Consider the following 25,145-nt stretch of genomic DNA (forward strand, 5'->3'; position numbering starts at 1 on the left):
AACCGTGGGTTGACAGATTTCCACTCCCCAGTTGGTGGCCTGGGGGCAGGCTGTCTGCTAGTCTGACGGCGAAAGGAGGCGAGGGATGTGACCATTGGGCAGCGCATCGCGCAGAAGCGGAAGGAGCTGGGGCTGTCCCAGGAGGCTCTGGGGAGCAAGCTGGGCGTCTCCCGCCAGTCCATCTACAAATGGGAGGCAGACTCCGCCCTGCCGGAGGTCGACAAGCTGATCGCCCTCAGCCGCCTGTTCGGCGTCTCTGTGGGATGGCTGCTGGGCGTGGAGGAACCGCCGGAGGCGGATGCCGCTCCTGCTGAAACAGGCGGCGGGCTGACAGAGGCCCAGCTGAAGATGGTGGAGGAGATCGCAGGCCGCTACATTGCCGCCCAGCCGTCGCCCCGGAAGCGCCGCCGCTGGCCTTGGGTGTTGGCGGCAGCGGCGCTGTGCCTGGTGCTGTTCCACCTCTTCGACCGTCTGGACCGAATGAACGGCCAGTATGTAAATCTGCAGAACAGCCTCTACCGGGTGGAGTCCAGTGTGTACGGCCAGATCGGCTCCCTCTCCAACCGGGTGGAGGAGATCTTGAAGGCCCAGAACAGCCTGGTGGCGGACTGCGGTGTGGAGCTGGAAGCCGTGGACCTTGCCGCCAACACCGTCACCTTCTCCGCCTATGCTGTCCCCAAGACCTATGTGGAGGGAATGGCTGTGGAGTTCCTGGCGGAAAACGGCGAGACTGCCAGCGACCGGCTGGGCAGTGTGGGAGAAGAGGGCCCCAACCAACGGTTCTCCGCCACACTCTCCATCCCCTTGACGGACCATATCACCCTCTCGGCGCTGCTGGTCCCGCCGGACGGCACCCGCCAGACCCAGCTGTTGGACCAGTTTGAGGGGCTGTACAGCGCCTCTCTGCCGCAAGTGGAGGTCAACAGCGATCTCATGTGGATGGATCTGGAGGACAGCACGCTGGTCCTGAATGCGTCCAGCCACGAGCGCTATGTTTATATCCGTGAGGTGACACCGGCTGATGCGTCTCTCACCGCGGCCGTGGCAAATATCCGGGTGGGCCTGTTCAAAAATCAGAAACTGGCAGCCTGGGCAGAGCCCTGTGAAAAGCCTGACAGCTTCCACGGCTTTGAAGAATTTGATTTTTACCAGCTGCCGGAGCTGCGCCTCTCCCTCACGCCTGCGGATACGGTACAGGTGGCTGCCGTGGTGACGGATATCTATGGACGGGTCACGGTCTCCCAGGATGTGCCCTACATTCTCGATGAGAGCGGAGATGCGCTGACTTGGCCAGACAGCAGTGAGACAGATCCCGATCCCGCCCACTGGCAGTACGGCGGATGACCGCCGCGCAAATTGTTTCCGGATTTTGAACATTTTGTGAATGAAATCATCCGTTTTTGACCAGTCTGTAAACAAAGTATGAAGCTTTCCCCCAGGCTGTTGACTTTCCCGGCTGGGGGCAGTATGATGAGCACAACAAGCAGGAAGCTTGTGACACACATCATTTTCCCTCTCCTTTCTCTATATCATACAGACGCCGGGGCGGTCCGAAAGGACCGCCCCGGCGCCGTTTTTCTGCTGTCCCTGCCCGATTATTGCTTTTTCATTTTTATCGAAAAACAATAAAAAATAATTGACAAACAATAACTACACGTGGTACGATACGGAAAAAGGGGGGAATTCCTATGCCGTCCAGCCGTCTCTGGCGTGTTCTGCTGGCGCTGCTGCTTCTGGCGGCCCTGTTCTGCGTTCCCAGTCTGGTGCTGACAGGCAGCGAATGGCTGCCGGAGCTGACAGGCGCGGTGGAGAACTATGTGCCCTTCTGGAAGGGGCTGCTTCGGTTCCTGATTTTCTGTGCCTGGTGCTGGGTGTGGCTCTGGACAGAGGGTTCCGCGCTCCAGATCCTGCTGGCGCTTCTCCTGCAGTTCTGCGGCATCTGGGCCTTGTGCCTGCTGCGTCCCCGTCCGGCCAGCCGGGCCCATTCTCACGCATAAGGAGGAAAGCGACCATGTCCAACAGTACTGTGCAAATACTCGCCCGGGTGCTCCGGGTACTGCTGATCTTCGCCCTACTGCTCAACGTCCTGGCTCTGCTGCTGGTTCCCGCCTCCGTCATGGTCAACGCGGAAAACCTCTTCGGCGGCGCCGGCACCTTTCTGCATGACCTGTTCCACCCGGAGGCGGACGATGTGACCGCCGCAGGCGTATCCGCGATTTTTCTCTCCTGGGTCTGGATATGGGGCGAGGGCGCCAACGCCCTAATCGCCCTGTTCTTGGTGATCTGCGGCATCTGCACCGCGCTGATTCTCCTCCAGGGGCTCCGGGTGCTGGGCACCATCCTCCAGGGTGCGCCGTTTTCCACGCAGAATGCCGTCAGCCTCCGACGGGCGGCTGTATGTTCCTTCTGCATCGCGGGAGCGGCATTGCTCCGGACGATCTGGGGGCTGTGGTTTTACCAGTCCCTCCGCCCCCTGGCCACCTACAACGCGCTCTTTGTGCCGATCTTCACCATGTTCGGCCTGCTGTGCCTGGTGATGTCCGCCCTGTTCCGCCAGGCGACGGAGATGAAAGTGGAAAACGACCTGACCATTTAGGAGGAGGCCCACGCCATGGTTCGTACTGCTGTCCAAAAAATCGCGGATGTGTTGATTTTTCTCTGCGGTTTCCTCATCTTTTGCGACATTCTGCTGCTTCCCCTGACACCGGCCCTGGCCTACTTCCGCTTTCAGAATCCGGCGTCCATGCGCTTCGACCACCTCCTGGCTGTTTTCGCCTACGACTTTGACGACGGGGTGGGAAATTTGCTGGAAATTATTTTGAAAGAGTCTTGGAAGTCCCCGGAGACCGCGGTCCTGGCTCTATTCCTGCTTTTGGCGGGCATCTGCGGCGCAGTGATCCTGGTCCAGGGCATCCGTCTGCTGGCCTCTGTGGCGGACGGCACGCCGTTCTCCCCGAAGAACGCCGTCTACCTCCAGCGGGCCGCCGCAGGCTGCTTTGTGATCGCCGCCGGCGCCCTGGGGCGGACCGCCTTCACCCTCTGCCGGGATGGCGCCGCCGCATTGCTGTCCTACACCGCTTTGTTCATCCCCCTCTTCACCATGGCGGGCCTTCTGTGCCTGGTGATGGCCGGGCTGTTTCACCGGGCAGCGGAGATGAAGGCGGAAAACGACCTGACGATTTGAGGTGACGGCATGATTGTAGTCAACCTGGACGTGATGATGGCCAAGCGGAAAATGTCCCTCTCCCAACTGTCGGAGAAAGTGGATATCACCCTGGCCAACCTGTCCATTCTGAAAAACAACAAGGCCAAGGCCGTCCGTTTCTCCACGCTGGAGGCCATCTGCGCCGCCCTGGACTGCCAGCCGGGAGACATTCTGGAGTTCGTGCCGGACGAAGAGGCGGAACCATGACCGCCAGGCGCACGGCTCCGCCCCGCCAGGAGCGGGCCTGCATCTGCCGTCCCCGCATTTTCCCTGCTGGCGGCGCAGCTCTTCCCGCCCACGTTCTTCAGCGCCGCCTGGCCGGGAGTGGTATTGGTCCTCCTGCTGGGGTGGATCCCTGTGTCCTTCTGCCCCTGGTATCTCTGGGGATCCGCCTCTGGAGCCGGGCAGATCGCGGAAGATGGGACCCAGTGTACTGCGGGACATCTTCTGCGGATTGTATCCGGCGGCGGTCAGTCTGCCGATCTGCCCCGGAAGGCCGCCGGGGCCGTTGCGGTATCTCATAACGCCGTTTCGGATACTCCTTCTGATGCTGACGCGATAAAGGCTGCGCTTTTGGAATCTTTACTGTTGGAGGTTTCTCGCGATGTTTCAGCTTTCGCTGTTTACCGAGTTCGGCAGGCTGTGCAACCCCTTTGACTATGTTTTGGGGTTTACGTTCCTGCTGATGGCCTTTCACCTGCTCTTCCTGCTCTTCAATCTGCGGGAGCGGCAGCGGGTGAAGCTCTTCTGCCTGGGCAGCGCCTCGCTGGTCCTGCTGCTGCATATTGCGGCGCTGCGGCTCTCGTTCCAGTTCACCAATCTCACCTTTGACGCTGTGGAGACCGGCCCGGCGCCGGGCCTGCTGGCGACGCTGGGCAGCCGTACCTGGCTGTATCCACTCTTCCTCTACCTGCTTCTGCTGCCCCTGGTGTGTGTCCCGCCCAGGCAAGACAGTTCCCCGGACAACTCCGGTTTCCGCAAGGAGGTGGACGCATGATTGATGCCCCATTCTGCAATGCGGTCAGCCTGCTGACGGGCTTTACCGGCTGGGTGCTGGCGGTGTGGTCCTTTCTCCGTCCTGAGAGGGACCGCTCCGGCTGGAAGCTGGCCGGCGGCGGGATGGCCTGCGCCCTGGCCCTGCTGGCCCAGCTCTTCGCCGTGCAGCTGGAGACCGTGGCGGGTGATTTGGAAACGGCCCTGGTCCAGGCCTCCGGCGCAGCTATCGCCGGCCGGATCCTGTTTGTGATAACGCTGATCTTTGAAACCATGGCCGTGGTGAGCCACCACTTTGCCGCCAGAGACCGAACGTAACGTGCATTGACTGTCCCTGCTGTGGAGACAGCCCCAAAAAAGGAGAACCCATTATGAATGAACATGAAAAAGCCCTGCCGGCGGGAGGGCCGGCGAAGCTTACGCAAAATGCGGTGAAAATTTATGTGATCTCCTCCCGAGAGCGACTGCTTCTGCCGCTGGCCTTCTGCTTCTGTCTTCTGCTGGTGAACACGCTGCTTTGGAGCGGCCCCACCGCGGGACTGACCGCCTCCGTCTGCGTCTGGTACGGCCTGCTGGGGCTCTATCTGGGCCGCCCCCTGCTGAACACCTGGGAGAGCCGCGTTCTGCTGGCGGTGAATCTGGCCCTGGCCGCCACGCTGGCCCTGGGGTCCAACTGGTATTTCCGGGCGTGGAATCTGCTGGCCCTGCTGGCCCTGCTGCCCGTCCACGCCATCGGCCTCTCCGGCGGACAATTTCTGCCCTGGTGGCGTCCCTCCATGCTGTGGGAGCGGCTCTGTTTGCTGCTGTGGGGCCTCTTCGGCCATCTGGGGGCAGCATTGGCCACCGCCTGGCCTCAGAAAAAGGACGGCGCCGCCCGGCGGGTCCTGCCCCTGCTGCTGGGAGCGGCCGGCGCCCTGGCTCTGCTGGCGGTCCTGGTGCCCGTTCTGGCCTCCGCCGACGCGCTGTTCGCCGCCGCCACGGCGGACCTGCGGGCCTTTGTCTCCCTCCACTTCACGGACGCGGTCTGGAAGGCCCTGCTGGCCAGCGTCATGACCCCCTTCCTCTTCGGTCTGCTGTACAGTCTCCGCCGCCCCACACCCCTGAAACGGACCGGAGCCGCAGCCCGCGGCGGGGTAGACGGCCTGGGCTTCGCCATCGTGCTGGCGGCGGTGGCGGCGCTGTACCTGCTGTTCCTGGGCGTCCAATCCGCCGGACTCTTCGGCGGAGCTGAGTACCTGGCCCAAAAGGGCCTTTCCTATGCCGAGTGGGCCCGGAGCGGTTTCTTCCAGATGGTGGGGGTGACAGTGGTGAACCTGACGCTTCTGCTGGCTGCGGTCCAGTGGTCCCGCCGGGAGGGCGGCGCTTGGCGGGCAGTCCGGCTCCTCTCCGCCCTGCTGACAGCGGAGAGCCTGCTCCTGCTCCTCTCTGCCGCCTGGCGGATGACGCTGTATGTGGATGTGTACGGCCTGTCCTTCAAGCGCTGCATGACCTACTGGGGCATGGGGATGATGGCGGCCTTTCTGCTGGCTGCGGCCTGGAAGGTGTGGCGGCCAGACTTCCGGTTCTGTCGGGTGGTGTTTCCCCTGGCCCTGGCGGGGTGGCTGGTCATCAACTGCGTGCCGGTGGACTACCTGGTGGCAAAGGATCAGGTGGACCGCTACCTCTCCGGGGAGAGCGGGGTGCTGGACGCGGAGTACCTGCTCTATGACCTCTCCTATGACACCCTGTCCCAGCTGGAGCGGCTGGACGGAGACATGGTCTGCACAGCGTATGGGGACTGGGACGCCATCGGTACGGCCCGCCTGTCCATCTTATTGAAACAGCGGCGGCAGGAGGCCCGGACAGACTGCGCCGACTGGCGGACCTGGAGCCTCTCGGCCTGGCTGGCCAGCCGGGGCGACGCGTAAGGGGTCCGGGCATGAAGCGCTATCTGCGGCTGGCCGCCTGGTGCCTGGGGCTTGCGCTGGCCGTAACAGCCTGCGGCAGGGCGGGCCGGATCGTCCTCCCGGAGGCGGCGGAGGTCACTGCCATCCGGGTAACGGCAGGAGATGCGGTGACGCTCCACACGGACCGGGACTGGATCGGAGAATTTCTCCAACAGGCGGCAGAGGCTGTCTCCACCGGCATGGAGAGCGTGCAGGACGCGCCGGACCAAACCGGTGCGGTAAAGGTGGAGCTGGGCACCGGCGAGACGCCGGACTGGAGCGTTCTGTACGTCTACGAAGCGGACGGCATCTGCTGTTTGGAGCAGCCCTATACGGGCATCTACCAGGGGGACGAGGCACTCTGGACAGTTCTGGCGGCTGACGCCGCGCCGGAGGGGAGGAATCCACAGTGAACAGGCCGTCGGCCGGTTGGATCGTGTGCCTGCTGCTCTGCGGCATGTTGATCGCCGGGGTGTTCTATCTGATCGGCTACAAGGCCGCCTATGACCGGATGGAAAACACCGTGCCGTCCACGGTGGAGGTCTCAGTTGCATGGCAGAAGGTGAGTCCATGTGGAAGCTGATGGGCGGGCTGCTGGCACTGCCGGTCCTGCTGGTTCTGTCGGTCCTGATGATCTTCTGGGGCAGCGGCGATTATGTCAGAACCGTTCAGCTCAACTGGGAGCTGGAGCTCCCCGCCAGCGAGGGCTGTCTGTATGAGACCGACAGCGGCGCCAGCTTTAGCGGGGACGGGGAGCGGTATCACGTCCTGGCATACGCGGACGACAGCGGGCTGGAGGAAACCCTGACAGAGGAAGCTACGCCGGTCAGGTCCGCAGAAGTGCCAGTGACCGAAATCCTGGATCTGCTGGCCGTTCCGGCGGACCAGCGGCCCGATTTTTCGGACTGCCGCGGCTTCACGGCGGCGCACCCAACGGATGAACGCAACCGGCTGTACCTGCTGGTAAACAGCGCAGGTACCCGGCTGTATGTGGTGGAGTGCTTTTTTTGAGCAGAAAAACAGCGGCGGCCATGGGTTTCCATGGCCGCCGCTTGGCGGTTTCGCTTATTCCTCATCTCGGCCGTGGCCGCACCAGGGACAGACCGGCTGTGCTGCCGGAAACCATTTTCCGCACCAGGGGCAGGGCTGATCCCGCCGGGTCCCGCACAGGGGGCAAAAGGCATCGTCACGGGGATGCTCCTTGCCGCAGACCGGGCATTTGACCAGCTCCCCCGTACCGGGAACGTAGAAGGCGGCGGTGTCCACGTCTGTTGGTTCCGGCTCCACCGGCACATGTTTTTTCGGCTGAGGGAGAAAGTTGGTGCGGAAAAAGGCCAGTCTTCCACAGGCGGGGCAGCTGTATATATCCACCTCAATCCAGTCGGTGACGGAGGCAAAAAGGCCCGTCAGAGCCAGGCGCCTGCCCGCCTGCCAGAGGTCCATCTGCCCCCCCCGCACTGGGGGCAACCCACCGGCGTGTTCGGATTCATCTCCCGCACCTCCGCATGCTCACATCCGCAGGCTCTCCGGATAATCTCCCCTGGCATGGAGCTTGCGGAGCTCCTCCGCCACGATCTCCCGGTCCTCATGGTAGGTCATGCCGAACCACTTGTCCGCGGAGTGAAGGACGGACACCTCCAGCGCGCCCTTTTGCAGCTGATCCCCCACCATCACCGGCAGCAGGCACTCGGCCTTGATATTTTCCCCGGCCTCCGTGCGGAGGAAGTTTTCAAAGTACTCCCGCAGGGCGGGGAAGATGCTGGGGGCAAACCCCCAGAAGTTCATGGACACCACCGTCTCCGGGGACAGGTCCGTGCCCTCCGCCAGATCCCGCAGCGTGCCGTCGGGATACAGCTGGATCTTCAGTGCCTCCCGGACGGAGCGGAGCTTTCCGTCCTCCACCGCGCACACGCCGCGGGACACCGTGCCGTGGAGGCTGGCGGTATTCTTCAGCAGATACCCCACCATGGTGGCCTTTCCCGTCTCAGGCAGCTTCACCAGCTCGTCATAGATGGTGCGGTAGGCGTCAATGCCGTAATAGTCGTCGGCATTGATGACGCAGAAGGGCTCGTGCACCACATCCGCCGCGCACAGCAGGGCATGGACCGTGCCGAAGGGCTTGGTCCGCTCCGGCGGAATCCGGTAGAAGTCCGGCACGGAGGTAAAGTCCTGAAAGACATAGGCCACCTCCACCGGCGTGCCGTCCAGTGCGGTCTTCCTCGCCAGATAATCCCCGCACAGGCGGCGCATCATCTCCTCCATCTCCGGCTTGATGATGAACACCACCTTGCTGAACCCCGCCCGGAGGGCGTCGTAGATGGAGTACTCCATCAGGATCTCGTTGTGGGGCCCGATGCCGTCCACCTGCTTGCTGCCGCCGTAGCGGGACCCAAGGCCCGCCGCCATGATGACCAGTGAGACTTTCATTTGCTTCTCTCCTAAAGTTTTTGTGAATTTGCGCCTTGTTGCGCAACCATACGCTGTTCTTTTACCATACCCTATTTGCCGGATTTTTGCAACTGCTCTTGACTTTTTTCCTCTGCGGTCTATAATATGAAAACGATAATCATTTTCAGATTAAAGGAGGCATTGGATGCCATACAGCACCAAACAGCACCAGGCGGTGCTCCGCTGCCTGGAGGCCCGGGGCGAGACCGCCTGCACCGCCGCCGAACTGGCGGAGGACCTGCGTCGGGAGGGCTGCCCGGTGGGCCTGGCCACCATCTACCGCCAGCTGGAAAAGCTGGAGGCCGCCGGGGCGGTCCACAAGGTCAACACCGAGGAGGGCGCCCTGTACCAGTACTGCGGCCGCCAGTCCCAAGGCCACCGGGATTGCTTTCTTCTGAAGTGTGAGCGCTGCGGCCGCATCCGCCATGTGGACTGTACCCGCCTGCAGAACCTGTACGACCACCTGGAGCGGGAGCACCACTTCCGCATCGATCCCCGGGGGACGCTGTTTTCCGGGGTGTGCGACGTCTGCGCCGGAGAGGAGGACCACCATGGAGCCCAATGAGCTGATCGTCTGCCGGGACGCGTCCCTGGGGTATGAGGGTCAGAGCGTCCTGGCCCACCTGGATCTCACCATCCGGGCGGGGGACTACCTGTGCATCGTGGGGGACAACGGCTCCGGCAAGTCCACGTTGCTGCGGGGCCTGCTGGGGCTCCTCTCCCCCCAGTCCGGGGAGATTCTCCGGGCGCCGGAACTGCGGCAGGGAGCCGTGGGCTATCTGCCCCAGCAGACCCGGGCCCAGCGGGACTTCCCGGCCACGGTGTATGAAGTGGTCCTCTCGGGCTGCCTGAACCAGAAGGGGCTGCGGTTCTTCTACACCGCCGCCCAGAAGTCCGCGGCATTGATGAACATGGGCAAGCTGGGGATTCTGGAGCTGAAGGACCAGAGCTACCGGGATCTCTCCGGCGGCCAGCAGCAGCGGGTGCTGCTGGCCCGGGCCCTGTGTGCCGCCCGCAGCCTGCTGATCCTGGACGAGCCCATTACCGGCCTGGACCCCGCCGCGGCCCAGGATCTGTACAAGACCCTCTCCTACCTGAACCGGAAGGAGGGCATGGCGGTGGTGATGGTGACCCACGATCTGAGGGCCGCCCTGCGCAGCGCCCGGACGGTGCTGCACATCGGCCACAGCAGCTACTTTTTAGGCACAGTCAAAGACTATCTGGCCTCCCCCCAGGGGCGGCGGTTTCGGGAGGTGGAGGAATGAGCCTGACCTTGATGCTGACCTATCCCTTTATGCAGCGGGCCCTGATCGCCGGGACGCTGGTAAGCCTCTGCGCCGCGCTGCTGGGAGTCCCCCTGGTACTGAAGCGGTACTCCATGATCGGCGATGGCCTCAGCCACGTCTCCTTCGGCGCCCTGGCCATCGCCGTGGCCCTGGGGTTCACTCCCCTCTACTTCTCCATCCCCGTGGTGATCCTCGCGGCGTTCTTCCTGCTGCGGCTGGCCACCAATCCCCGCTGGAACAGCGACGCGGCCATCGCCGTCATGAGTGCGTCGGCCCTGGCCGTCGGCATCATCGTCATCTCCCGCACCAGCGGCATGACCACGGATGTGGACAACTACATGTTCGGCAGCGTCCTGGCCATGACGTGGGCGGATGTGGCCCTGTCTGCGGTACTGTCCCTTGCGGTGCTGGCCCTGTTCGTGCTGTTCTACCACAAGCTCTTCGCCGTGACGTTCGATGAGAGCTTCTCCCGGGCCACGGGGCTGCGGGTGGACTGGTACAACACCCTGCTGGCCATTCTCACCGCCCTGACCATCGTGCTGGGGATGCGGATGATGGGTGCCATGCTGATCTCCTCCCTGGTGATCTTCCCGGCGCTGACGGCCATGCGGCTGTTCAAGAGCTTCCGGGGCGTGGTGGTATGTGCCGCCGTTACGTCGGTGTGCTGCTTCTGCGCGGGACTCATGGCCTCCTGGACGCTGTCCACGCCGGTGGGAGCCTCTGTGGTGGCGGCAAATCTCGCGCTGTTTCTGCTCTCCTGTGCTGCCGGCTGGCTGCGCAGGCGCTGAAAACCGCCGGATCTGCGGCTGTGCCGTATATCCGGCGGATTTTTTTATACAATATTAGAAAAGAATCTGGCAGAAAAGGCTTGCGCTTTTCCAGTATCTGTGCTATGATGCGTATGTTAGAAGAGTAAGGTATGTGGAGTGGGCTGCGGGGTCCGCTCTTTTTCTTGACCTTTTTCGGTCAGGCAAACTCTGCTTAAACTTCCAAAAGAAGGGAGTCCTCCCATGAAAAAGATCACTGAACTGACCGCGGAACTGGCCGCTCCCGCTATCGCGGAACAGGGCTGCACCCTCTGGGACGTGGAGTACGTCAAGGAGGCCGGCACCTGGTATCTGCGCATTCTGCTGGACAAAGAGGGCGGCGTGGACATTCTGGATTGTGAGGAGATCTCCCGGAAGGTCAGCGACCTGCTGGACAAGGCCGACCCCATCGAGGGCAGCTACACCCTGGAGGTGGGCTCCGCCGGTGCCGAGCGGGCGCTGAAGCGGCCCTCCGATTTTCAGCAGTTTCTGGGCAGCCCCGTGCTGGTGAAGCTGTACCGGGCCCGGGAGGGCCGGAAGGAGTTTGCCGGCTATCTGAAGGGCTATGACGAGGCCACCGGCGATGTCACCGTCACCGTGGGCAGCCAGGATCTGGTCTTCCCCAAGAAGGAGACTGCCCTTATCCGCCTGCGGGTGGAATTTTAACCAATCACCGTCCCGACAAGACGTATTTTATCAACAAGGAGAATCAGCAACATGAAAGGCAAAAAGCAGAAGGAGCCCGTAGGCTTCAATCCCGCGGAAATCTTCGCGGCACTGGCTCTGCTGGAGAAGGAGCGGGGCATCCCCCAGTCCTTCATGATGGAGAAGATTGTCCAGGCCCTCACCACCGCCTACAAGCGGGACCACGCGGATGTGGAGAACGTCATCGTGGATGTGGACGAGGCACACCAGAACCTGAAGATGTTCGTCCAGAAAAACGTGGTGGAGGAAGAGGACTACGTGGACCCCGCCAACGAGATGCCCATTGAGGAGGCCAAGAGGCTCTCCGCCAAGTACGAGGTGGGCGACATCGTGAACATCCCTGTGGACACGGTGGAGTTCGGCCGCATCGCAGCAGGCAACGGCAAGCAGGTCATCATCCAGGGCCTGCGGGAGGCCGAGCGGGGCCAGGTGTATGATGAGTTCAACTCCAAGCAGCATGAGATCCTCACCGGCGTAGTCACCCGTGTGGATCCCCGCAACGGCAATGTGTCCCTGCGGATCGGCACCGGCACCGACTCTACCGAGGCGCTGCTGATGGCCGGTGAGCAGGTCCCCGGCGAGGATCTGACCGAAGGCATGCATGTGAAGGTCTATGTGGTGGAGGTTCGCCGGTCCACCCGCGGGCCCCAGGTGCTGATCTCCCGGACCCATCCGGGCCTGGTGAAGCGCCTGTTCGAACTGGAGGTCCCCGAGATTTATGACGGCACCGTGGAGGTGAAATCCATCGCCCGTGAAGCCGGCAGCCGCACCAAGATGGCCGTGTGGTCCAACGACGAGAACGTGGACCCCATCGGCGCCTGCGTGGGCCCCAAGGGCCAGCGTGTGGGCAGCATTGTGGAGGAGCTGCGGGGCGAGAAGATCGACATCGTCAAGTACAGCGAAGACCCGGCCCAGTTTATCGCCGCCGCCCTGGCGCCTGCCGACGTGGTGGATGTGTGGATGGCGGACGAGGGCAAGGCCTGCCGCGTCATCGTGCCGGATGACCAGTTGTCCCTGGCCATTGGCAAGGAGGGACAGAACGCCCGCCTGGCGGCCCGCCTCACCGGCTACAAAATCGACATCAAGCCGGAGAGCTATCACGACGAGGAAGAGCCCCCTGCCGGGGGCGCCCCGGAGGCCGCGGACACGGCGGAAGCGTCCGCTGTGGAGCCCGTGGACGCGGAGTAAGATCAGTTTATCAGAAAGGCGGCCTATGAGATGCCGAAAGTGAAGAAGATTCCCCAGCGGCAGTGCGTGGGCTGCCGGGAAATGAAGGATAAGAAGGCCTTGCTGCGGGTGGTCAAGGCCCCGGACGGCACCGTGTCCCTGGACTTCGGCGGCAAGAAGCCCGGGCGGGGCGCCTATGTGTGCCACGACGTGGCCTGCCTGCAGAAGGCCCGGAAAACCCGGGCCCTGGAACGGGCCTTTGACACCGCCATCCCGCCGGAGGTCTACGACGCCATGGAGGCAGAACTGCGAGGTGCGGATGGACCGGCTTAACATTCTGTCCCTGCTGGGTCTCAGCCTGCGGGGCGGCCGGTTGGCCGTGGGCGAGGAGCCGGTAGAGGCCGTGGCCCGCGCCCGGGACGCCCGGGTGCTGCTGCTGGCCGCCGACGCGGCGGAGGGCACCCGCCGCCGGTGCGAGCACTTCGCCCAGGCCGGTGACTGCCTGTGGCTCCAGCTCCCCTTCACCAAGGCGGAACTGGGCCGGGCCCTGGGCCGGACGGCCGTGGCCATCGCCGCGGTGACGGACGTGGGACTGGCCGCCGCCCTGCTGCACCGGCTGGCGGAGCTGGATCCGGAGCAGTACGCCGACGCGGCGGACCGGATGGATGTAAAGGCCCGCCGGGCCGCGGAGCGCCGGGCGGAGCAGGCGGCCCATGAGAAGAATCTCCGCCAGGGCAAGCGCCGCCGAAAGGCGCCGCCTGCACCAAAGGCGGCCAAACCTCCGGCGGAAATGCCACCGGAGCGTGCGCCAGACGGGAACCGTCCCCGCGGCGCAAAGCCATACCGATCCCGTCCCCCAGGGACGCTCGCCCCAAGCCGAAGGCACAGGCGCGGCCATACGCCAACAGCCGCCCGGTGAAAAAGGGCAAAGGCTCCTTCCGCAAGAAAAAGGAAGGCTGACGGACCGCGCCGCCGCGGCATGTGTCCGCGGCAGCTATTTGAAAAAATTTCCCAGCCCTCGGGTTGGAGCAGAACGAGGTGTTTCTATTGGGTATTGAGAAATACAGAGTCCATGAGGTGGCGAAGGATTTCGGCCTTCCCACCAAGACCATCACGGAGATCCTGACGAAATACGCCGAGACTCCCAAAAACCACATGCAGGCGCTGACAGATCAGGAGCTCTCTCTGATCTTTGAATACCTGACGCAGCACAATCCGGTCTCCAGCATCCAGGTGATCTTCGCCGACACCTACAAGGAGGAGCCTGCGAAGGAACCAGCCACCAAAAAGCCAGAGCCCGCCGGCAAGGCCGCCGCGCCCGCCCAGGGCCAGCAGGTCAGGCAGTCTGTGCCTGCCCAGAGCGCGCAGAGCAGCCAGGGTGGCCGGCAGCAGCCCCAGCAGCAGAACGCCGCCTCCAAGCCTGCGGCGCAGCAGCCGGTGTCCCGGGTGCCCCAGCGGAAGATCGTGGACACCCGCAAGGGCGGCGACGTGAATCTGGCCAAGTATGATGAGCGGCTGGAGGATCTGGGCGGCGAGCGGGGCGCTCGGATGCAGCGGCAGCAGCGCAGCGGCAAGGAGAAGATCCGCACCAACAACCAGCGCCGGGGCGGCATGACCTTCTCCAACAAGCGCAAGCAGGACGAGGCAGAGCGGATGCGCAGGCTCCAGCTGGAGATCGCCAAGAAGGCCCCTGTGAAGGTCATGATCCCCGATGAGATCTCCGTGGGCGAACTGGCCAGCCGCATGAAGAAAACCGGCGCAGAGGTGGTCAAGTGCCTGATGAAGAACGGCATTATGGCCTCCCTCAGCCAGATCATTGACTTCGACACCGCCGCCATCATCGCCGAGGAGATGGGCTGCAAGGTGGAGAAGGAGGTTGTCGTCACCATCGAGGAGCGGCTGATTGACGACCACGAGGACAAGGCGGAGGATCTGGTGCCCCGGGCTCCCGTGGTGGTGGTCATGGGTCACGTGGACCACGGCAAGACCTCCCTGCTGGATACCATCCGCCACACCTCTGTGGCGGCCGGAGAGGCCGGCGGCATCACCCAGCACATCGGCGCCTATCAGGTGCAGGTGAACGGCAAGCCCATCACCTTCCTGGACACGCCGGGCCATGAGGCATTCACCTCCATGCGGGCCCGCGGCGCCATGATTACGGACATTGCCATTCTGGTGGTGGCAGCGGACGACGGCATCATGCCCCAGACCGTGGAGTCCATCAACCATGCCAAGGCCGCAGGTATCCCCATCATCGTGGCCATCAACAAGATCGACAGGGAGAACGCCAACCCGGACCGGGTGCTTCAGCAGCTGACGGAGTACGGCCTGGTACCAGAGGACTGGGGCGGCGACACCATCTGCTGTAGGATCTCCGCCAAGCAGAAGATCGGCATCGAAAACCTGCTGGAAATGGTGACCCTCACCGCTGAGATGGCGGAGCTGAAGGCCAACCCCAACCGGTCTGCCAAGGGCACCGTCATCGAGGCCCGGCTGGACAAGGGCCGGGGCCCCGTGGCCACTCTGCTGGTGCAGAACGGCACACTGAAGCAGGGCGACATCATCATCGCCGGCACCGCCGTGGGCCGTGTCCGGACCATGATGGACTACAAGGGCGCCCGTCTCACCCAGGCCGGCCCCTCCGTACCCGTAGAGATCGCGGGCCTCTCCGAAGCGCCCTCTGCCGGCAGCCCCTTCTTCGCCGTGGCCGACGAGCGCATGGCCCGGGAGCTGGTGGAGCAGCGCAAGGCCGAGGAGAAGGCCAAGGCCGCCGCACCGGTGCAGAAGGTCTCTCTGGAGAACCTGTTTGACCAGATCCAGGCCGGCGAACGCAAGGAGCTGGCCCTGATCGTCAAGGCCGACGTCCAGGGCAGTGTGGAGGCGGTGAAGGCCTCTCTGGAAAAGCTGTCCAACGACGAAGTGACCGTCCGTGTCATTCACGGTGGCGTGGGCGCCATCAACGAGTCCGACGTGATGCTGGCTGCCTCCTCCGGCGCCATCATCGTGGGCTTCAACGTCCGGCCGGACGCCGCCGCCCGGGACGGCGCGGTGCGCCAGAACGTGGATATGCGGATGTATCGCGTCATCTATGACTGCATCGATGAGATCGAGGCGGCCATGAAGGGCATGCTGGCCCCCAAGTACCGGGAAGTGGTGCTGGGCCACGCGGAGGTCCGCCAGACCTACAAGGTCTCCAGCGTGGGCACCGTGGCCGGCTGCTACGTCCAGGACGGCAAGATCGTCCGTAGCTGCTCCGTCCGGGTGGTCCGGGACGGCATCGTGATCCACGAGGGCTCTCTGGCCTCCCTGAAGCGGTTCAAGGACGACGCCCGGGAGGTCGCTGAGAACTACGAGTGCGGCCTGACCGTGGAGAAGTTCAACGACATCAAAGAGGGCGATATCATCGAGGCGTTTACCATGGAGGAGATTCCGCGGTAATGTGCTGGGCCTGACGCTGTATACCGCCTCTCCGCCGCCCTTTCGGGTCGCAGAGCGGCCCCGCACGGCAGTGCGCCCAAGCGTGCCGCGGTTGGCTCTGCCCGCCGAGGATGTCTGATTCAGAGTTCCTGTGAAACCCATTTCATGGGGCGTGCGGTATCATCGAGGTGTTTACCATGAACAGCTTCCCCGGTAATGGGCCTGCCTCATCAGATCGCAATCATCAACCATACTTGCAATAGCCGGCAGGGCGGGCGTAAACGCCCGCCCTGCTTTTTCAGAAGGAGCGCCTATGAGCCGCGTGATCCTGCTTTGCGCCGATCATCCCCTTCCGCTGTATGCCGCCCAGACCCGCCGGGTCTATTTCCACCGCGGCGTGCGGTATGAGGAGGAAGGATTTTCTGTTCAGCCCCATGTCTACTACCGCCCTGCGGTGGACAACCTGGAGCTGTCCATGAAACCCCATCGCTATGAGCTGGACCTGCGTGCTACGGAGCAGGACGCCGCCCTGCTGCGGGACTATCTGCGGCAGAGCTGCATTCCCGGTGAACAGGTGGAGCTGTGGAACCTGTGGGTGAGCGATATCCGGGTCCGGGCCTTTCGCCTGACGGGCCCGCTGGCAGATCTGGACGCCGACGCCCTGGTGCAGATGGAGGAGCGGGAGCAGACCTGCATTACCCTGACCATATAAGCGCTCCAACCAAGCGCAATTCCAATGAACTCCCATAAGGAGGTATCTCTCTATGCCAAGCAATCGAATCGGCCGGATCAACGAGGAGATCCAGCGGGAGCTGGCGGACCAGCTCCGCCGTCTGAAGGACCCCCGTGTCTCCCAGGTGGGTATGGTATCCATCACCCGGGTGGACACCACCAGCGACCTGCGATACGCCCGGGTCTATATCAGTGTTCTGGACAAGGACCAGGAGAAAGACGTGCTGAAGGGCCTGAAATCCGCCGGCGGCTTCCTGCGGCGGGAGCTGGGACGGGCCCTGCAGCTGCGATACACGCCGGAGCTGCAGTTCATCGCCGACGACTCCATCCAGCACGGCGCCCACATCCTGGAGATCCTGCGCCAGGTGGAGCGGCAGGATGAAGCCCGGGACGACCCGGACGCCGGCGAAACGGAGGAATGAGCATGCTGACGGTCCCCCAGACCGCGGCGCTGCTGCGGACCTTTGACAATATTCTGATCCTCACCCATGTCCGCCCGGATGGGGACACGGTGGGCTGTGCCGCAGCCCTGTGCGCAGGACTGCGGTCTCTGGGCAAGGCGGCGTTTCTGCTGCCCAATCCGGAGCTGACAGACACCACCGCCCCCTATTTCCGCCCTTACGAGGCGCCGGAAGGCTTCACACCGGACAAGGTGGTGTCCACGGACATCGCCACGGTGGGCCTGTTCCCGGAGAACGCCAGACCATACGCGGAACGGGTGGATCTGGCCATTGACCACCATCCCTCTTTTGAGTCCTTTGGCCGAGAGAATATCGTCCGGCCGGAAGCCGCCGCGTGCGGAGAGCTAATCTACGACATTCTGTCCGATCTGGGCCCCATCACGCCGGAGATGGCCCTTCCGCTGTATGTGGCCGTCTCCACGGACACAGGCTGCTTTGCCTACGCCAATACCACTGCCCAGACCCATGCGGTGGCGGCCGCGCTGCTGCGGACCGGCATCGACTATCAGACCGTCAACAAGGTGTTCTTCCGCACCAAGAGCCGCAGGCGGATGCAGCTGGAGGCCGCCATCCTCAACGACTGTACGTTTTACGACCGAGACCGGGTGGCGGTGCTGTCCGTGCCCCTCTCCCTGATGGCGCGGATCGGCGCCTCGGAAACGGATGCGGAGGACCTCTCCGCTCTGGGTCCCCAGATTGAGGGCGTGGACTGCGCCATCACCATGCGGGAGCTGCGGCCCGATGTGTGGAAGATGTCCCTGCGGACCGGTCCCCGGATTAATGCCACGGAGGCCTGCCGGCTGCTGGGCGGCGGCGGCCACGCGGCCGCCGCAGGCTGCACGGTGGAGGCCCCCTGGGCTGAGGCCAGGGAGCGAATCCTGGCTGCCGTGGCGCAGGTGGCGCCGGACTATCAGCGCTGAGCGGGCCGCGTTCTGCTGCCCTTGAGGAGGTTTTTATGCCCAGTGGTATCCTGATTATCGACAAGCCCGCCGGTTGGACCAGCATGGACGTCTGCGCCAAGGTGCGGGGCATCTTCCACGAAAAGCGGGTGGGACACGGCGGAACGCTGGACCCCATGGCCACCGGGGTGCTGCCGGTCTTTGTGGGGCAGGCCACCCGCGGGGTGGAGTTCGCAGAGAACGGCCAGAAGGAATATGTAGCCGGTCTGCGGCTCGGCCAGGTGACGGACACCCAGGACGTCACCGGCACCACGCTGGAGACCCGTCCCGTCACGGCGGATCGGGCAGCACTGGAAGCGCTGCTGCCCCGCTTTCTGGGAGAGCAGGACCAGATCCCCCCTATGTACTCCGCTGTCAAGGTAGGCGGGCAGAAACTCTACGACCTGGCCCGGAAGGGACAGGTCGTGGAACGGAAGCCCCGCCGCATCACCATCTACGAGCTGGAGCTACTGGCCCAGGAGAGCGCAACGGACTACCTGCTCCGCTGCCGCTGCTCCAAGGGCACCTACATCCGCACCCTCTGCCATGACATCGGCCGACAGCTGGGCTGCGGCGGGACGCTGTACGCCCTCCGCCGCACCATGGCGGCCGGCTTCAGGTTGGACCAGGCAGTGACGCTGGAGGCAGTCCAGGCACAGGGTACAGCGCTCCTGCTGCCTACGGACAGCCTCTTCGCAGAGTACCCGGCCCTGCCTCTGACATCCGGCCTGCTGGAGAAACGGGTCCGCTGCGGCAATCCCATCCCCCTGCCGGGCACACCGGACGGCATCTACCGCGTATACAGCCGGGACCGGCAGTTCCTGTGCCTGTCCCGGGCTGCGGGCGGAACGCTGACGTCCATCAAGAATTTCTTTGGAGCGTAAACCATGAAAGAACGAGTCATTGCCCTGGGCTTTTTTGACGGAGTCCACCTGGGGCACGGCGCCCTGCTGCGCCGGGCCGCTGAGGAGGCCGCCCTGCGGGGCTGTACCCCCGCGGTATTCACCTTTGACCGCCCGCCGAAGGAGGTGGTCACCGGCGTCCCCTGTCCCCTCATCAACTCCCCGGAGGACCGGCGGGACCTGGTGCGGCGGCTGTACCGCATTCAGGACGTGCTGATGGTCCCCTTTGACCGCGAGATGATGACCACGCCCTGGGATGACTTTATTGTCCGGATCCTGGTGGGCCGCTACCACGCGGTCCATCTGGTGGCGGGACACGATCACCACTTCGGCCACAGGAACCAGGGCACACCGGAGCTGCTGGCGCAGAAGTGCGCCCAGCTGGGCCTGGGCTGTGACATCATCCCCAAGGTGGAGGTAGCAGGCATCACCGTCAGCTCCACCTACATCCGCCGGTTGGTGGAGCTGGGGCAGATCAGCCGGGCCAACCGCTTCCTGGGCCACCCCCACACCCTGACAGGCACAGTCCGCCACGGCCGGGGCATCGGCTCCTCCCAACTGTTCCCCACTGCCAACCTCGTCATTCCGCCTCATGTGCTGGTGCCGAGCCACGGAGTATACGCCACCCGGGCCACACTGGAGGACGGCTCCTGCTACGCCGCTGTCACCAACGTGGGCACCCGCCCCACGGTTCAAAACGGCTCGGACATCACAGTGGAGGCCTGTCTCCTGGACTTCCAGGGGGACCTGTACGGTAAACAGCTGCGGCTGGAGTTTTATGAGCATCTGCGCCAGGAGGTGCGCTTCGACTCCCTGGACGCCCTGCGGGCCCAGATCCAGTCGGATGCAGACGCCACCCGGACCTATTTCGCAGACGGGGTCCCCACCTTCCCTGCCCTTTGATCCTCCATGAAACAGCGCGGAGTCCGGAATCGGACTCCGCGCTGTTTTCAGATCAGCCACACCGTCAGCCACACCAAGCCGATCCCGGCAGCGCCCATCAGGGTGTAGACCGCCGGGGAAAGATCCCGCCAGATCCGGCTGAACCGCCCATGGTCTCCGCCGGCATAGTTTCGCGCCACCCGGCGGGCCTCCTCCACCAGCTCCCGGGCGGTGACGCCCTCGCCGGCCGCATCGTTCCGCACGATGAAGATCGCCTGCTCAAAAAAACGCTGGTCCGGGGAATCCACCACCACGACCCGTCTGGAAATGCCTTTCACCATCCGCTTTACGCCTCCTGCCTCTCACAGAATTTAGATGGTTCCATTTTGTCTCAGCGCGGGAAAATTTATACCGCCTCTCACACCTTTTTCACACCGCTCTCCCGGCTGAGATACAGCACCTGAACCCCGCAGTCGTCCTGAAGATTCTCCCGCCGGACGCTCTCGCTGAGGATCAGTCCCGCCAGGGTCTGCGGATCCTCTCCATCCCAGCCGGCCAGCAGGTTTTGAAGCCATTCGTCCCGGCCCGGGTCTGCCACCCCGTCGCTGACCATTACTACAAAGCTTCCCGGCTCCAGCGTGGCACGGGTCACATCCGGAGCCGCCGCCCCGCCCCGCAGACCCGCCGGCAGGGTCCCGCCGGTGATCCGCCGGACAGTGCCCCCCTTCTTCACATAGCTGGGGGCCGCGCCGTATTTGAAGAAGGCCGCCTCCCCCGTCTCCGGTCTGCAGGTGATGAGATCAATGGTGGTGAAGCTTCCGGTCTCCGCGCCCCGCAGGGCCATGGCTGCGTTCAGGGTCTTCATGGCCGCCTCCGGCTCGATGCCCGCCTGCAAAAACTGCTCCAACAGACGGCAGGTGAGGGCGGACTCCCGCCGGGCTGCCTCTCCGCTGCCCATGCCGTCCGCCAGCAGCAGGCACAGGAGGCCCCCCTCCGTGCGGAAGGAGACCACCGTATCCCCACAGACCGTCTCCCCCTCCTTGGGCCGCAGGGCCGCGCCAATGCGGCAGAGATCCGCCTCCCCTGCTGTGGCACGGACCTCCCCCAAACCGGCAGCGGTGGCGGTCAGCAGTTCACTGAGCTGGGCGTACTGGCCCCTGGCGCTGCGGCGGGTCTCCTCCAGCTGCCGCCGGTACTGCCGCCGCAGCAGGAATGCAGAGAGCTCCCCATTGACGGCGGTGAGAAAGTCCGGCAGGTGGATGCACCGGTCCGCGAAGTAGCTGGGAAAGTCCTTGGCCAGCGCGCGCCCCCGCTCCAGCAGGAAGGGCGTGGCGTCGTTCAGGGCGTTGAAGGTGCCGGTGTACTCCTTCTGCCAACAGAGCTCGCACAGGGCGCAGCCCCGGCACACCTTTTCTGCCGCCCGGTCAAAGACCACCGCCGGGTTCTCCTCCGTGGACACCGGGGCCGCCCTGCCCATGCTGTCGTACAGGGCCCGCAGAGCGGCGGCCATCCGGGTCAGCTGGGCGCGCATCCCCTCCAGCGCGGCGGGAAACTCCGGTGTCTCTCCCCGCATCACCCGCTTGCCGCCGAAGGCTCGGCCCGGCAGCATCAAAAACAGGACCGCTCCCACCGCGGCCTCCGGCAGCAGGGGCGTGGAGAGGCCCGCCGGCAGGGCGGCCAGAGCCGCCGCTCCCCAGAATGCCAGCGCCGCCCAGATCCGCCTTCCGCTACTGCGGCTCCCAGCCAGAAGGCCCGCCAGACCATAGGCCGCCCCGAAGAGGACGCCGCCCCGGCCGGAACAGAAGTCCGCCGCCAGGCCCGCCCCCAGTCCGGCGGCTACCCCGGTCATGGCCCCCCGCTGATAGGCGGTGTAGGCCAGCAGCAGACACAACAGTGAACGCCCCACGGAGACACCGGCCAGTTCTACGTCCACCAGCGCCAGCAGAATGGAGCCTGCCAGAAACAGCAGACTATCTGGCTCCGGCCGCTCCCCTCCGGCCTGCAGCAGGGGCTGATAATACCATGCGGAGATGCCTACCAGGGCCGTTGCCGCAAGGCAGGGCGCCAGGTTTCGCAGGGGGACAAGGACTGGAGCACGTAGATGCCGCTCACCGCCAGAAACAGTCCCGCCCCTGCCAGAGGGTGAAACAGCGGTCCCTCCAGCAGCTTCAGCCCCTGAAAGGCCGCCGCGGTGGTAAAGATCAAAATCGCAGCGGCCAAAAAGGGCAGCGCACCGGAAAAGTCCAGAAACAGCACCGCCCCCACGCCAGCGCCCAGCAGGGCGGCGATCCCTCCTGCCCCTGGCCCACAGGCCGCCACGCACCCCAGGGCAAAGGGCGCGTAATCCCCCGGCGTCTGGGTGGCGGTCAGCGCCGCCGCCAAAAAAAATCGGATGCCCCAGGCCAGCAGCTGTGCCGGCTGGTGCCGGCTCCATATCATGTCCCTGTGCCCCACAGCTTGTCCCTCCTGTATTCCGCCGTGAAGTCCACGGCCTCTTTGGTTTTTTCCACTATTTTACAGGCTGTGTGGAAAAAATCCCGTCGGGAAAAGAAAGCCGCGCCATTTCCGGGCTGGATGCCCATAGTGGACTTTTACGGCCGGATATGGTATGATAAACTATCATGTTTTCATTGGAAAGGACGGCCCGCCTTGAACATCGGCACGCTTACCATCAACTCCTCCCTGGCCCTGGCCCCCATGGCCGGGGTCACGGACGTCGCCTTCCGCCAGATCTGCGCGGAATTGGGGGCGGGATATACCATCACGGAGCTCATCTCCTCCAAGGCCCTGTGCTACCACGACAAGAAGACCCTGTCCCTGCTCCAGCAGTTTCCCGGGGAGCACCCTGCGGCAGTGCAGATCTTCGGCAGTGACCCGATCTGCATGGCAGAGGCAGCCCAGATCGCCCTGGAGCATTCCGGGGCGGATGTGGTGGACCTGAACATGGGCTGCCCCATGGGCAAGATCGTCAACAACGGCGACGGGGCCGCCCTGATGAAGGACCCGGAAAAGGCCGGACGCATCATGGAGGCAGTGGTGAAAGCCGTCTCTGTGCCGGTGACCGCCAAGTTCCGCCGGGGCTGGGACATGGGCAGCTGCAACTGCGTGGAGTTCGCCCGAATCCTGGAGCAGGCAGGGGCCTCCGCCGTGGCGGTCCACGGCCGGACCCGGGCCCAGGTGTACAGCGGTCAGGCGGACTGGACCTGCATTCGGGCGGTGAAGGAGGCTGTGTCCATCCCGGTGATCGCCAACGGCGATATCTGGAAGCCGGAGGACGCGGTCCGCATTCTCCAGCACACCAAAGCGGACATGGCCATGATCGGTCGCGGGTGCTTCGGCAACCCCTGGCTGTTCCAGCAGGCCAAAGCCGCGCTGGAGGGCAAGCCCATCCCGCCCCTGCCGCCGCTTGCGGAGCGGTGCGACACAGCGGTACGGCAGTTTGAGCTGGCCGCCGCGTCCAAGGGCGAGCGGGTAGCCGTGCTGGAGGCCCGCCGCCACTACTGCTGGTATCTGAAGGGCGTGTCCCACTCCGGCTACTACAAGGAACAGATCGTGCAGATGAACACGCTGGAAGACGTGTATCGGGTGACGAAAGGAATCAAAAGGGATTTGAGATGAACGAGCAATCGCGGGAACAGCAGCTGGTCTCCGCCGCCCGGGACGGGGATATGGACGCCTTCGAGGCGCTGGTCCATCTGTATGAGAAACGGGTGTTCGCCCTGACGCTGCGGATGTGCGGGAATCCCGAGGATGCCGCCGAGGCCGCCCAAGAGGCATTTCTCGCCGCCTGGCAGGGGCTGGCATTCTTCCGGGGAGAGGCCAGCTTCTCCACCTGGCTGTACCGGCTGGTGTCCAACGCCTGCGTGGACTTGCTGCGGCGTGATGGCCGCCGCCGGGCCTCGGCCGGCCCCTCCCTGGATGACGAGGAGCTGAATCTGGACGTGCCCGATCCGGCGCCCTCTCCCCAGGACGCGGCGGAGCGGCAGGAGCTGCGGGAAGAGATTGAGCGGGGCCTCTCCGCCCTCTCGCCGGAGCACCGGGAGGTGCTGATCCTCCGAGAGATTCACCAGCTGCGCTATGATGAAATCGCGGACTCCCTCTCTCTGGATGTGGGCACCGTGAAATCCCGGATCAGCCGGGCCCGGAAACAGCTGCGGAATTTTTTGCTGAAAAGCGGGAACTTTTCTCCGCTGCCGGCGTCTAAAGGAACAGAAAAGGAGGGCTGACAATGACATACTGCAAGGAGTTTTCGGCCCTGCTGGACCCCTATATCGACGGAGAGCTTTCCCCGGAGGAAACCGCCCGGGTGCGGGAGCATCTGCATACCTGTGACGGCTGCCGGGCCTATGTCCAGGCCGCGCTGGCCATACGGGACGCGTTTCCCGAGGCAGAGGATACCCCTGTGCCGGATGGCTTCGCCGCAGGCGTGATGGCTGCCATCCGGGCGGACGCCGCCCCCGGAAGCGCCGGAGACCCCGGTGGGCAAAGACGCTGCTCCCCTTGGCCGCCTGCTGTGCCGTCGTGGTGCTGGCCGTCTCCGGCCTGCCCCGCCCCGGCGGCACCGCTGTGACGGACCATCCGGAATCCCATGCAGAGATTGCGGCCCCAGCAGAGGCCGCTGTGCCCAACGTGGACAGCGTTGAGGAGGACACCGCCGCCACGGCCTATGCAACCCAGTCCGACGAGGACACGGCAGACGTCCCGGATTCCACTGTGTCTGAGGCAATCGCGCCGGAGGCGGATACCGTTGCGCCCGGCACACAGGACCAGCTTGCTCCCGCCTCCGATTCCAAAAGCAGCATTTTGCCCCGGGAAGGGAGTTCTGCCGATGTGCCGGAGACGGCCCCGGCCACCTTCGCGATCCAATCCCCCGGCCTGACGCTGACGGCGGAGGAGGCCGGAAGCCTGCTGGACAGCTATACGCTCATCTCTGAATCGGACGGGACTCTGGTCTACGAATTGACCGCCGCCGAATATACCGCTCTGCTGCAGCAGCTGGAACAGCAGGGGCTGGCCATTGCAGGCGCCGCCACCGCAGAGGAGGCGGAGGCCGACGGAACCATTCTGGTCCACGTGATTCCCGGTTAAAAAAGCAGAAGGGACGCCGAAATTTTTTGCGGCGTCCCTCTTCCCTTTTTTGAAAGCTTGTGATATAATATTATTTCGACAGGTGCCATCTCCCTGTCCAAGCGTCCGACACTGGGCGTTCGTTCGGCGGTCTTCGTCAATCGCCGTTCTCTAAACAAAAAAATGGAGGTTGCCCGTACCTTACCACGGG

33 protein-coding genes are annotated in these 25,145 nt (G+C 64.1%); 28 read left to right on the forward strand and 5 right to left on the reverse strand.

The window, feature by feature from the left end; translation table 11 throughout:
• The first annotated feature begins 87 nt into the window (after window positions 1-87).
• The 11 genes from EIO64_RS09515 (at window position 88) to EIO64_RS09565 (ending at window position 7,134) form a co-directional block, all read left to right on the forward strand.
• A complete protein-coding gene (locus EIO64_RS09515; protein WP_119311780.1) occupies window positions 88-1,344 on the forward strand; it encodes a helix-turn-helix domain-containing protein in 1,257 nt (418 codons plus the stop codon).
• A 344-nt stretch (window positions 1,345-1,688) separates the two neighbouring features.
• Complete coding sequence (locus EIO64_RS09520; RefSeq protein WP_119311781.1) at window positions 1,689-1,997, forward strand: hypothetical protein; 309 nt, start codon at window positions 1,689-1,691, stop codon at window positions 1,995-1,997.
• Window positions 1,998-2,011: 14 nt separating this feature from the next.
• On the forward strand, window positions 2,012-2,596 hold the full coding sequence (locus EIO64_RS09525; RefSeq protein WP_136891256.1) for a DUF2975 domain-containing protein: 585 nt from the start codon (window positions 2,012-2,014) through the stop codon (window positions 2,594-2,596).
• A 15-nt stretch (window positions 2,597-2,611) separates the two neighbouring features.
• The gene (locus EIO64_RS09530) at window positions 2,612-3,184 is read left to right on the forward strand and encodes a DUF2975 domain-containing protein (protein WP_136891257.1); all 573 of its coding nucleotides are present in this window, start codon (window positions 2,612-2,614) and stop codon (window positions 3,182-3,184) included.
• A gap of 9 nt (window positions 3,185-3,193) precedes the next feature.
• Window positions 3,194-3,412: a helix-turn-helix domain-containing protein gene (locus EIO64_RS09535; protein WP_021747930.1), complete on the forward strand. Its 219-nt coding sequence runs from the start codon at window positions 3,194-3,196 to the stop codon at window positions 3,410-3,412.
• Window positions 3,413-3,809: 397 nt separating this feature from the next.
• Window positions 3,810-4,202, forward strand: a complete 393-nt coding sequence (locus tag EIO64_RS09540) for a hypothetical protein (protein WP_119311784.1) — start codon at window positions 3,810-3,812, stop codon at window positions 4,200-4,202.
• On the forward strand, window positions 4,199-4,516 hold the full coding sequence (locus tag EIO64_RS09545; RefSeq protein ID WP_025545056.1) for a hypothetical protein: 318 nt from the start codon (window positions 4,199-4,201) through the stop codon (window positions 4,514-4,516). Before EIO64_RS09540 ends, EIO64_RS09545 begins: the two co-directional genes overlap by 4 nt.
• Window positions 4,517-4,569: 53 nt before the next feature.
• Window positions 4,570-6,105 carry a DUF4153 domain-containing protein gene (locus tag EIO64_RS09550; protein ID WP_136891258.1) on the forward strand — a complete coding sequence of 512 codons (1,536 nt, stop codon included), beginning with the start codon at window positions 4,570-4,572 and terminating at the stop codon, window positions 6,103-6,105.
• A gap of 11 nt (window positions 6,106-6,116) precedes the next feature.
• The gene (locus EIO64_RS09555) at window positions 6,117-6,536 is read left to right on the forward strand and encodes a DUF5301 domain-containing protein (protein WP_119311786.1); all 420 of its coding nucleotides are present in this window, start codon (window positions 6,117-6,119) and stop codon (window positions 6,534-6,536) included.
• Window positions 6,533-6,706 (forward strand): hypothetical protein, encoded by a 174-nt coding sequence (locus EIO64_RS09560; RefSeq protein WP_158629758.1) that lies wholly within the window; start codon window positions 6,533-6,535, stop codon window positions 6,704-6,706. Before EIO64_RS09555 ends, EIO64_RS09560 begins: the two co-directional genes overlap by 4 nt.
• Window positions 6,676-7,134, forward strand: coding sequence for a hypothetical protein (locus EIO64_RS09565; protein WP_136891259.1), 459 nt, complete (start codon window positions 6,676-6,678; stop codon window positions 7,132-7,134). Before EIO64_RS09560 ends, EIO64_RS09565 begins: the two co-directional genes overlap by 31 nt.
• Window positions 7,135-7,188: 54 nt before the next feature.
• Here EIO64_RS09565 and EIO64_RS09570 read toward each other — a convergent pair whose 3' ends face one another.
• Window positions 7,189-7,566, reverse strand: a complete 378-nt coding sequence (locus EIO64_RS09570) for a double zinc ribbon domain-containing protein (protein WP_136891260.1) — start codon at window positions 7,564-7,566, stop codon at window positions 7,189-7,191.
• A 66-nt stretch (window positions 7,567-7,632) separates the two neighbouring features.
• Entirely contained in the window at window positions 7,633-8,550 is a 918-nt protein-coding gene (locus EIO64_RS09575; protein WP_136891261.1) for a nucleotidyltransferase family protein, read from the reverse strand.
• A 166-nt stretch (window positions 8,551-8,716) separates the two neighbouring features.
• Here EIO64_RS09575 and EIO64_RS09580 point away from each other — a divergent pair, with 166 nt between their 5' ends.
• The 13 genes from EIO64_RS09580 to ribF all read left to right on the forward strand — a co-directional run bounded on the left by EIO64_RS09580 (window position 8,717) and on the right by ribF (window position 19,888).
• Window positions 8,717-9,136: a Fur family transcriptional regulator gene (locus tag EIO64_RS09580; RefSeq protein ID WP_119311788.1), complete on the forward strand. Its 420-nt coding sequence runs from the start codon at window positions 8,717-8,719 to the stop codon at window positions 9,134-9,136.
• Entirely contained in the window at window positions 9,123-9,836 is a 714-nt protein-coding gene (locus EIO64_RS09585; RefSeq protein ID WP_119311789.1) for a metal ABC transporter ATP-binding protein, read from the forward strand. The genes EIO64_RS09580 and EIO64_RS09585 overlap by 14 nt, the downstream gene beginning before the upstream one ends.
• Window positions 9,833-10,645, forward strand: coding sequence for a metal ABC transporter permease (locus EIO64_RS09590; protein ID WP_119311790.1), 813 nt, complete (start codon window positions 9,833-9,835; stop codon window positions 10,643-10,645). Before EIO64_RS09585 ends, EIO64_RS09590 begins: the two co-directional genes overlap by 4 nt.
• A gap of 222 nt (window positions 10,646-10,867) precedes the next feature.
• Window positions 10,868-11,329, forward strand: a complete 462-nt coding sequence (locus EIO64_RS09595; RefSeq protein ID WP_119311791.1) for a ribosome maturation factor RimP — start codon at window positions 10,868-10,870, stop codon at window positions 11,327-11,329.
• Between the two features lie 51 nt (window positions 11,330-11,380).
• Window positions 11,381-12,556: a transcription termination factor NusA gene (gene nusA / locus EIO64_RS09600; RefSeq protein ID WP_025545102.1), complete on the forward strand. Its 1,176-nt coding sequence runs from the start codon at window positions 11,381-11,383 to the stop codon at window positions 12,554-12,556.
• A gap of 30 nt (window positions 12,557-12,586) precedes the next feature.
• Window positions 12,587-12,868, forward strand: coding sequence for an RNase P modulator RnpM (gene rnpM / locus EIO64_RS09605; protein WP_021747944.1), 282 nt, complete (start codon window positions 12,587-12,589; stop codon window positions 12,866-12,868).
• Window positions 12,855-13,454, forward strand: coding sequence for a L7Ae/L30e/S12e/Gadd45 family ribosomal protein (locus tag EIO64_RS09610; RefSeq protein ID WP_136891262.1), 600 nt, complete (start codon window positions 12,855-12,857; stop codon window positions 13,452-13,454). The genes rnpM and EIO64_RS09610 overlap by 14 nt, the downstream gene beginning before the upstream one ends.
• A 104-nt stretch (window positions 13,455-13,558) precedes the next feature.
• Window positions 13,559-15,973, forward strand: a complete 2,415-nt coding sequence (gene infB, locus EIO64_RS09615; protein ID WP_333637473.1) for a translation initiation factor IF-2 — start codon at window positions 13,559-13,561, stop codon at window positions 15,971-15,973.
• Between the two features lie 292 nt (window positions 15,974-16,265).
• Window positions 16,266-16,664, forward strand: a complete 399-nt coding sequence (locus EIO64_RS09620; RefSeq protein WP_119311794.1) for a hypothetical protein — start codon at window positions 16,266-16,268, stop codon at window positions 16,662-16,664.
• Window positions 16,665-16,716: 52 nt separating this feature from the next.
• Window positions 16,717-17,106, forward strand: coding sequence for a 30S ribosome-binding factor RbfA (gene rbfA, locus EIO64_RS09625; RefSeq protein ID WP_025545418.1), 390 nt, complete (start codon window positions 16,717-16,719; stop codon window positions 17,104-17,106).
• 2 nt (window positions 17,107-17,108) lie between these two features.
• Window positions 17,109-18,065 carry a DHH family phosphoesterase gene (locus tag EIO64_RS09630; RefSeq protein ID WP_174233004.1) on the forward strand — a complete coding sequence of 319 codons (957 nt, stop codon included), beginning with the start codon at window positions 17,109-17,111 and terminating at the stop codon, window positions 18,063-18,065.
• Window positions 18,066-18,100: 35 nt separating this feature from the next.
• A complete protein-coding gene (gene truB / locus EIO64_RS09635) occupies window positions 18,101-18,967 on the forward strand; it encodes a tRNA pseudouridine(55) synthase TruB (RefSeq protein WP_021749098.1) in 867 nt (288 codons plus the stop codon).
• A gap of 3 nt (window positions 18,968-18,970) precedes the next feature.
• Window positions 18,971-19,888, forward strand: a complete 918-nt coding sequence (gene ribF, locus EIO64_RS09640) for a riboflavin biosynthesis protein RibF (RefSeq protein ID WP_119311795.1) — start codon at window positions 18,971-18,973, stop codon at window positions 19,886-19,888.
• A 47-nt stretch (window positions 19,889-19,935) separates the two neighbouring features.
• On the opposite strand, the gene EIO64_RS09645 is transcribed toward ribF, so the two are convergent.
• The 3 genes from EIO64_RS09645 to EIO64_RS09655 all read right to left on the reverse strand — a co-directional run bounded on the left by EIO64_RS09645 (window position 19,936) and on the right by EIO64_RS09655 (window position 22,321).
• Complete coding sequence (locus tag EIO64_RS09645) at window positions 19,936-20,208, reverse strand: hypothetical protein (RefSeq protein WP_021749096.1); 273 nt, start codon at window positions 20,206-20,208, stop codon at window positions 19,936-19,938.
• 77 nt (window positions 20,209-20,285) lie between these two features.
• Entirely contained in the window at window positions 20,286-21,800 is a 1,515-nt protein-coding gene (locus EIO64_RS09650) for a PP2C family serine/threonine-protein phosphatase (RefSeq protein WP_249390882.1), read from the reverse strand.
• A gap of 101 nt (window positions 21,801-21,901) precedes the next feature.
• Window positions 21,902-22,321: a hypothetical protein gene (locus tag EIO64_RS09655; protein ID WP_249390883.1), complete on the reverse strand. Its 420-nt coding sequence runs from the start codon at window positions 22,319-22,321 to the stop codon at window positions 21,902-21,904.
• A 195-nt stretch (window positions 22,322-22,516) separates the two neighbouring features.
• Here EIO64_RS09655 and dusB point away from each other — a divergent pair, with 195 nt between their 5' ends.
• Genes dusB through EIO64_RS09675 form a run of 4 tightly spaced genes read left to right on the forward strand, consistent with a single transcriptional unit; the run spans window position 22,517 to window position 24,955 of the window.
• Window positions 22,517-23,485: a tRNA dihydrouridine synthase DusB gene (dusB, locus tag EIO64_RS09660; protein WP_021751918.1), complete on the forward strand. Its 969-nt coding sequence runs from the start codon at window positions 22,517-22,519 to the stop codon at window positions 23,483-23,485.
• Window positions 23,482-24,093 carry an RNA polymerase sigma factor gene (locus EIO64_RS09665; RefSeq protein WP_021748724.1) on the forward strand — a complete coding sequence of 204 codons (612 nt, stop codon included), beginning with the start codon at window positions 23,482-23,484 and terminating at the stop codon, window positions 24,091-24,093. Before dusB ends, EIO64_RS09665 begins: the two co-directional genes overlap by 4 nt.
• Before the next feature lie 2 nt (window positions 24,094-24,095).
• Window positions 24,096-24,437 (forward strand): anti-sigma factor family protein, encoded by a 342-nt coding sequence (locus EIO64_RS09670; protein ID WP_136891263.1) that lies wholly within the window; start codon window positions 24,096-24,098, stop codon window positions 24,435-24,437.
• On the forward strand, window positions 24,368-24,955 hold the full coding sequence (locus EIO64_RS09675) for a hypothetical protein (RefSeq protein ID WP_136891264.1): 588 nt from the start codon (window positions 24,368-24,370) through the stop codon (window positions 24,953-24,955). Before EIO64_RS09670 ends, EIO64_RS09675 begins: the two co-directional genes overlap by 70 nt.
• Window positions 24,956-25,145: the final 190 nt, after the last annotated feature.

The sequence above is a fragment of the Dysosmobacter welbionis genome (assembly GCF_005121165.3).
GTDB lineage: Bacteria > Bacillota > Clostridia > Oscillospirales > Oscillospiraceae > Oscillibacter > Oscillibacter welbionis.

What these genes read in the sequence shown, in the direction of transcription:
- EIO64_RS09520 (WP_119311781.1), top strand. Translation starts at nt 1,689, where the DNA reads ATGCCGTCCAGCCGTCTCTGGCGTGTTCTGCTGGCGCTGCTGCTTCTG.
- EIO64_RS09525 (WP_136891256.1), top strand. Translation starts at nt 2,012, where the DNA reads ATGTCCAACAGTACTGTGCAAATACTCGCCCGGGTGCTCCGGGTACTG.
- EIO64_RS09530 (WP_136891257.1), top strand. Translation starts at nt 2,612, where the DNA reads ATGGTTCGTACTGCTGTCCAAAAAATCGCGGATGTGTTGATTTTTCTC.
- EIO64_RS09535 (WP_021747930.1), top strand. Translation starts at nt 3,194, where the DNA reads ATGATTGTAGTCAACCTGGACGTGATGATGGCCAAGCGGAAAATGTCC.
- EIO64_RS09540 (WP_119311784.1), top strand. Translation starts at nt 3,810, where the DNA reads ATGTTTCAGCTTTCGCTGTTTACCGAGTTCGGCAGGCTGTGCAACCCC.
- EIO64_RS09545 (WP_025545056.1), top strand. Translation starts at nt 4,199, where the DNA reads ATGATTGATGCCCCATTCTGCAATGCGGTCAGCCTGCTGACGGGCTTT.
- EIO64_RS09550 (WP_136891258.1), top strand. Translation starts at nt 4,570, where the DNA reads ATGAATGAACATGAAAAAGCCCTGCCGGCGGGAGGGCCGGCGAAGCTT.
- EIO64_RS09555 (WP_119311786.1), top strand. Translation starts at nt 6,117, where the DNA reads ATGAAGCGCTATCTGCGGCTGGCCGCCTGGTGCCTGGGGCTTGCGCTG.
- EIO64_RS09565 (WP_136891259.1), top strand. Translation starts at nt 6,676, where the DNA reads ATGGCAGAAGGTGAGTCCATGTGGAAGCTGATGGGCGGGCTGCTGGCA.
- EIO64_RS09570 (WP_136891260.1), bottom strand. Translation starts at nt 7,566, where the DNA reads ATGGACCTCTGGCAGGCGGGCAGGCGCCTGGCTCTGACGGGCCTTTTT.
- EIO64_RS09575 (WP_136891261.1), bottom strand. Translation starts at nt 8,550, where the DNA reads ATGAAAGTCTCACTGGTCATCATGGCGGCGGGCCTTGGGTCCCGCTAC.
- EIO64_RS09580 (WP_119311788.1), top strand. Translation starts at nt 8,717, where the DNA reads ATGCCATACAGCACCAAACAGCACCAGGCGGTGCTCCGCTGCCTGGAG.
- EIO64_RS09585 (WP_119311789.1), top strand. Translation starts at nt 9,123, where the DNA reads ATGGAGCCCAATGAGCTGATCGTCTGCCGGGACGCGTCCCTGGGGTAT.
- EIO64_RS09590 (WP_119311790.1), top strand. Translation starts at nt 9,833, where the DNA reads ATGAGCCTGACCTTGATGCTGACCTATCCCTTTATGCAGCGGGCCCTG.
- EIO64_RS09595 (WP_119311791.1), top strand. Translation starts at nt 10,868, where the DNA reads ATGAAAAAGATCACTGAACTGACCGCGGAACTGGCCGCTCCCGCTATC.
- nusA (WP_025545102.1), top strand. Translation starts at nt 11,381, where the DNA reads ATGAAAGGCAAAAAGCAGAAGGAGCCCGTAGGCTTCAATCCCGCGGAA.
- rnpM (WP_021747944.1), top strand. Translation starts at nt 12,587, where the DNA reads ATGCCGAAAGTGAAGAAGATTCCCCAGCGGCAGTGCGTGGGCTGCCGG.
- EIO64_RS09610 (WP_136891262.1), top strand. Translation starts at nt 12,855, where the DNA reads ATGGACCGGCTTAACATTCTGTCCCTGCTGGGTCTCAGCCTGCGGGGC.
- EIO64_RS09620 (WP_119311794.1), top strand. Translation starts at nt 16,266, where the DNA reads ATGAGCCGCGTGATCCTGCTTTGCGCCGATCATCCCCTTCCGCTGTAT.
- rbfA (WP_025545418.1), top strand. Translation starts at nt 16,717, where the DNA reads ATGCCAAGCAATCGAATCGGCCGGATCAACGAGGAGATCCAGCGGGAG.
- EIO64_RS09630 (WP_174233004.1), top strand. Translation starts at nt 17,109, where the DNA reads ATGCTGACGGTCCCCCAGACCGCGGCGCTGCTGCGGACCTTTGACAAT.
- truB (WP_021749098.1), top strand. Translation starts at nt 18,101, where the DNA reads ATGCCCAGTGGTATCCTGATTATCGACAAGCCCGCCGGTTGGACCAGC.
- ribF (WP_119311795.1), top strand. Translation starts at nt 18,971, where the DNA reads ATGAAAGAACGAGTCATTGCCCTGGGCTTTTTTGACGGAGTCCACCTG.
- EIO64_RS09645 (WP_021749096.1), bottom strand. Translation starts at nt 20,208, where the DNA reads ATGGTGAAAGGCATTTCCAGACGGGTCGTGGTGGTGGATTCCCCGGAC.
- EIO64_RS09665 (WP_021748724.1), top strand. Translation starts at nt 23,482, where the DNA reads ATGAACGAGCAATCGCGGGAACAGCAGCTGGTCTCCGCCGCCCGGGAC.
- EIO64_RS09670 (WP_136891263.1), top strand. Translation starts at nt 24,096, where the DNA reads ATGACATACTGCAAGGAGTTTTCGGCCCTGCTGGACCCCTATATCGAC.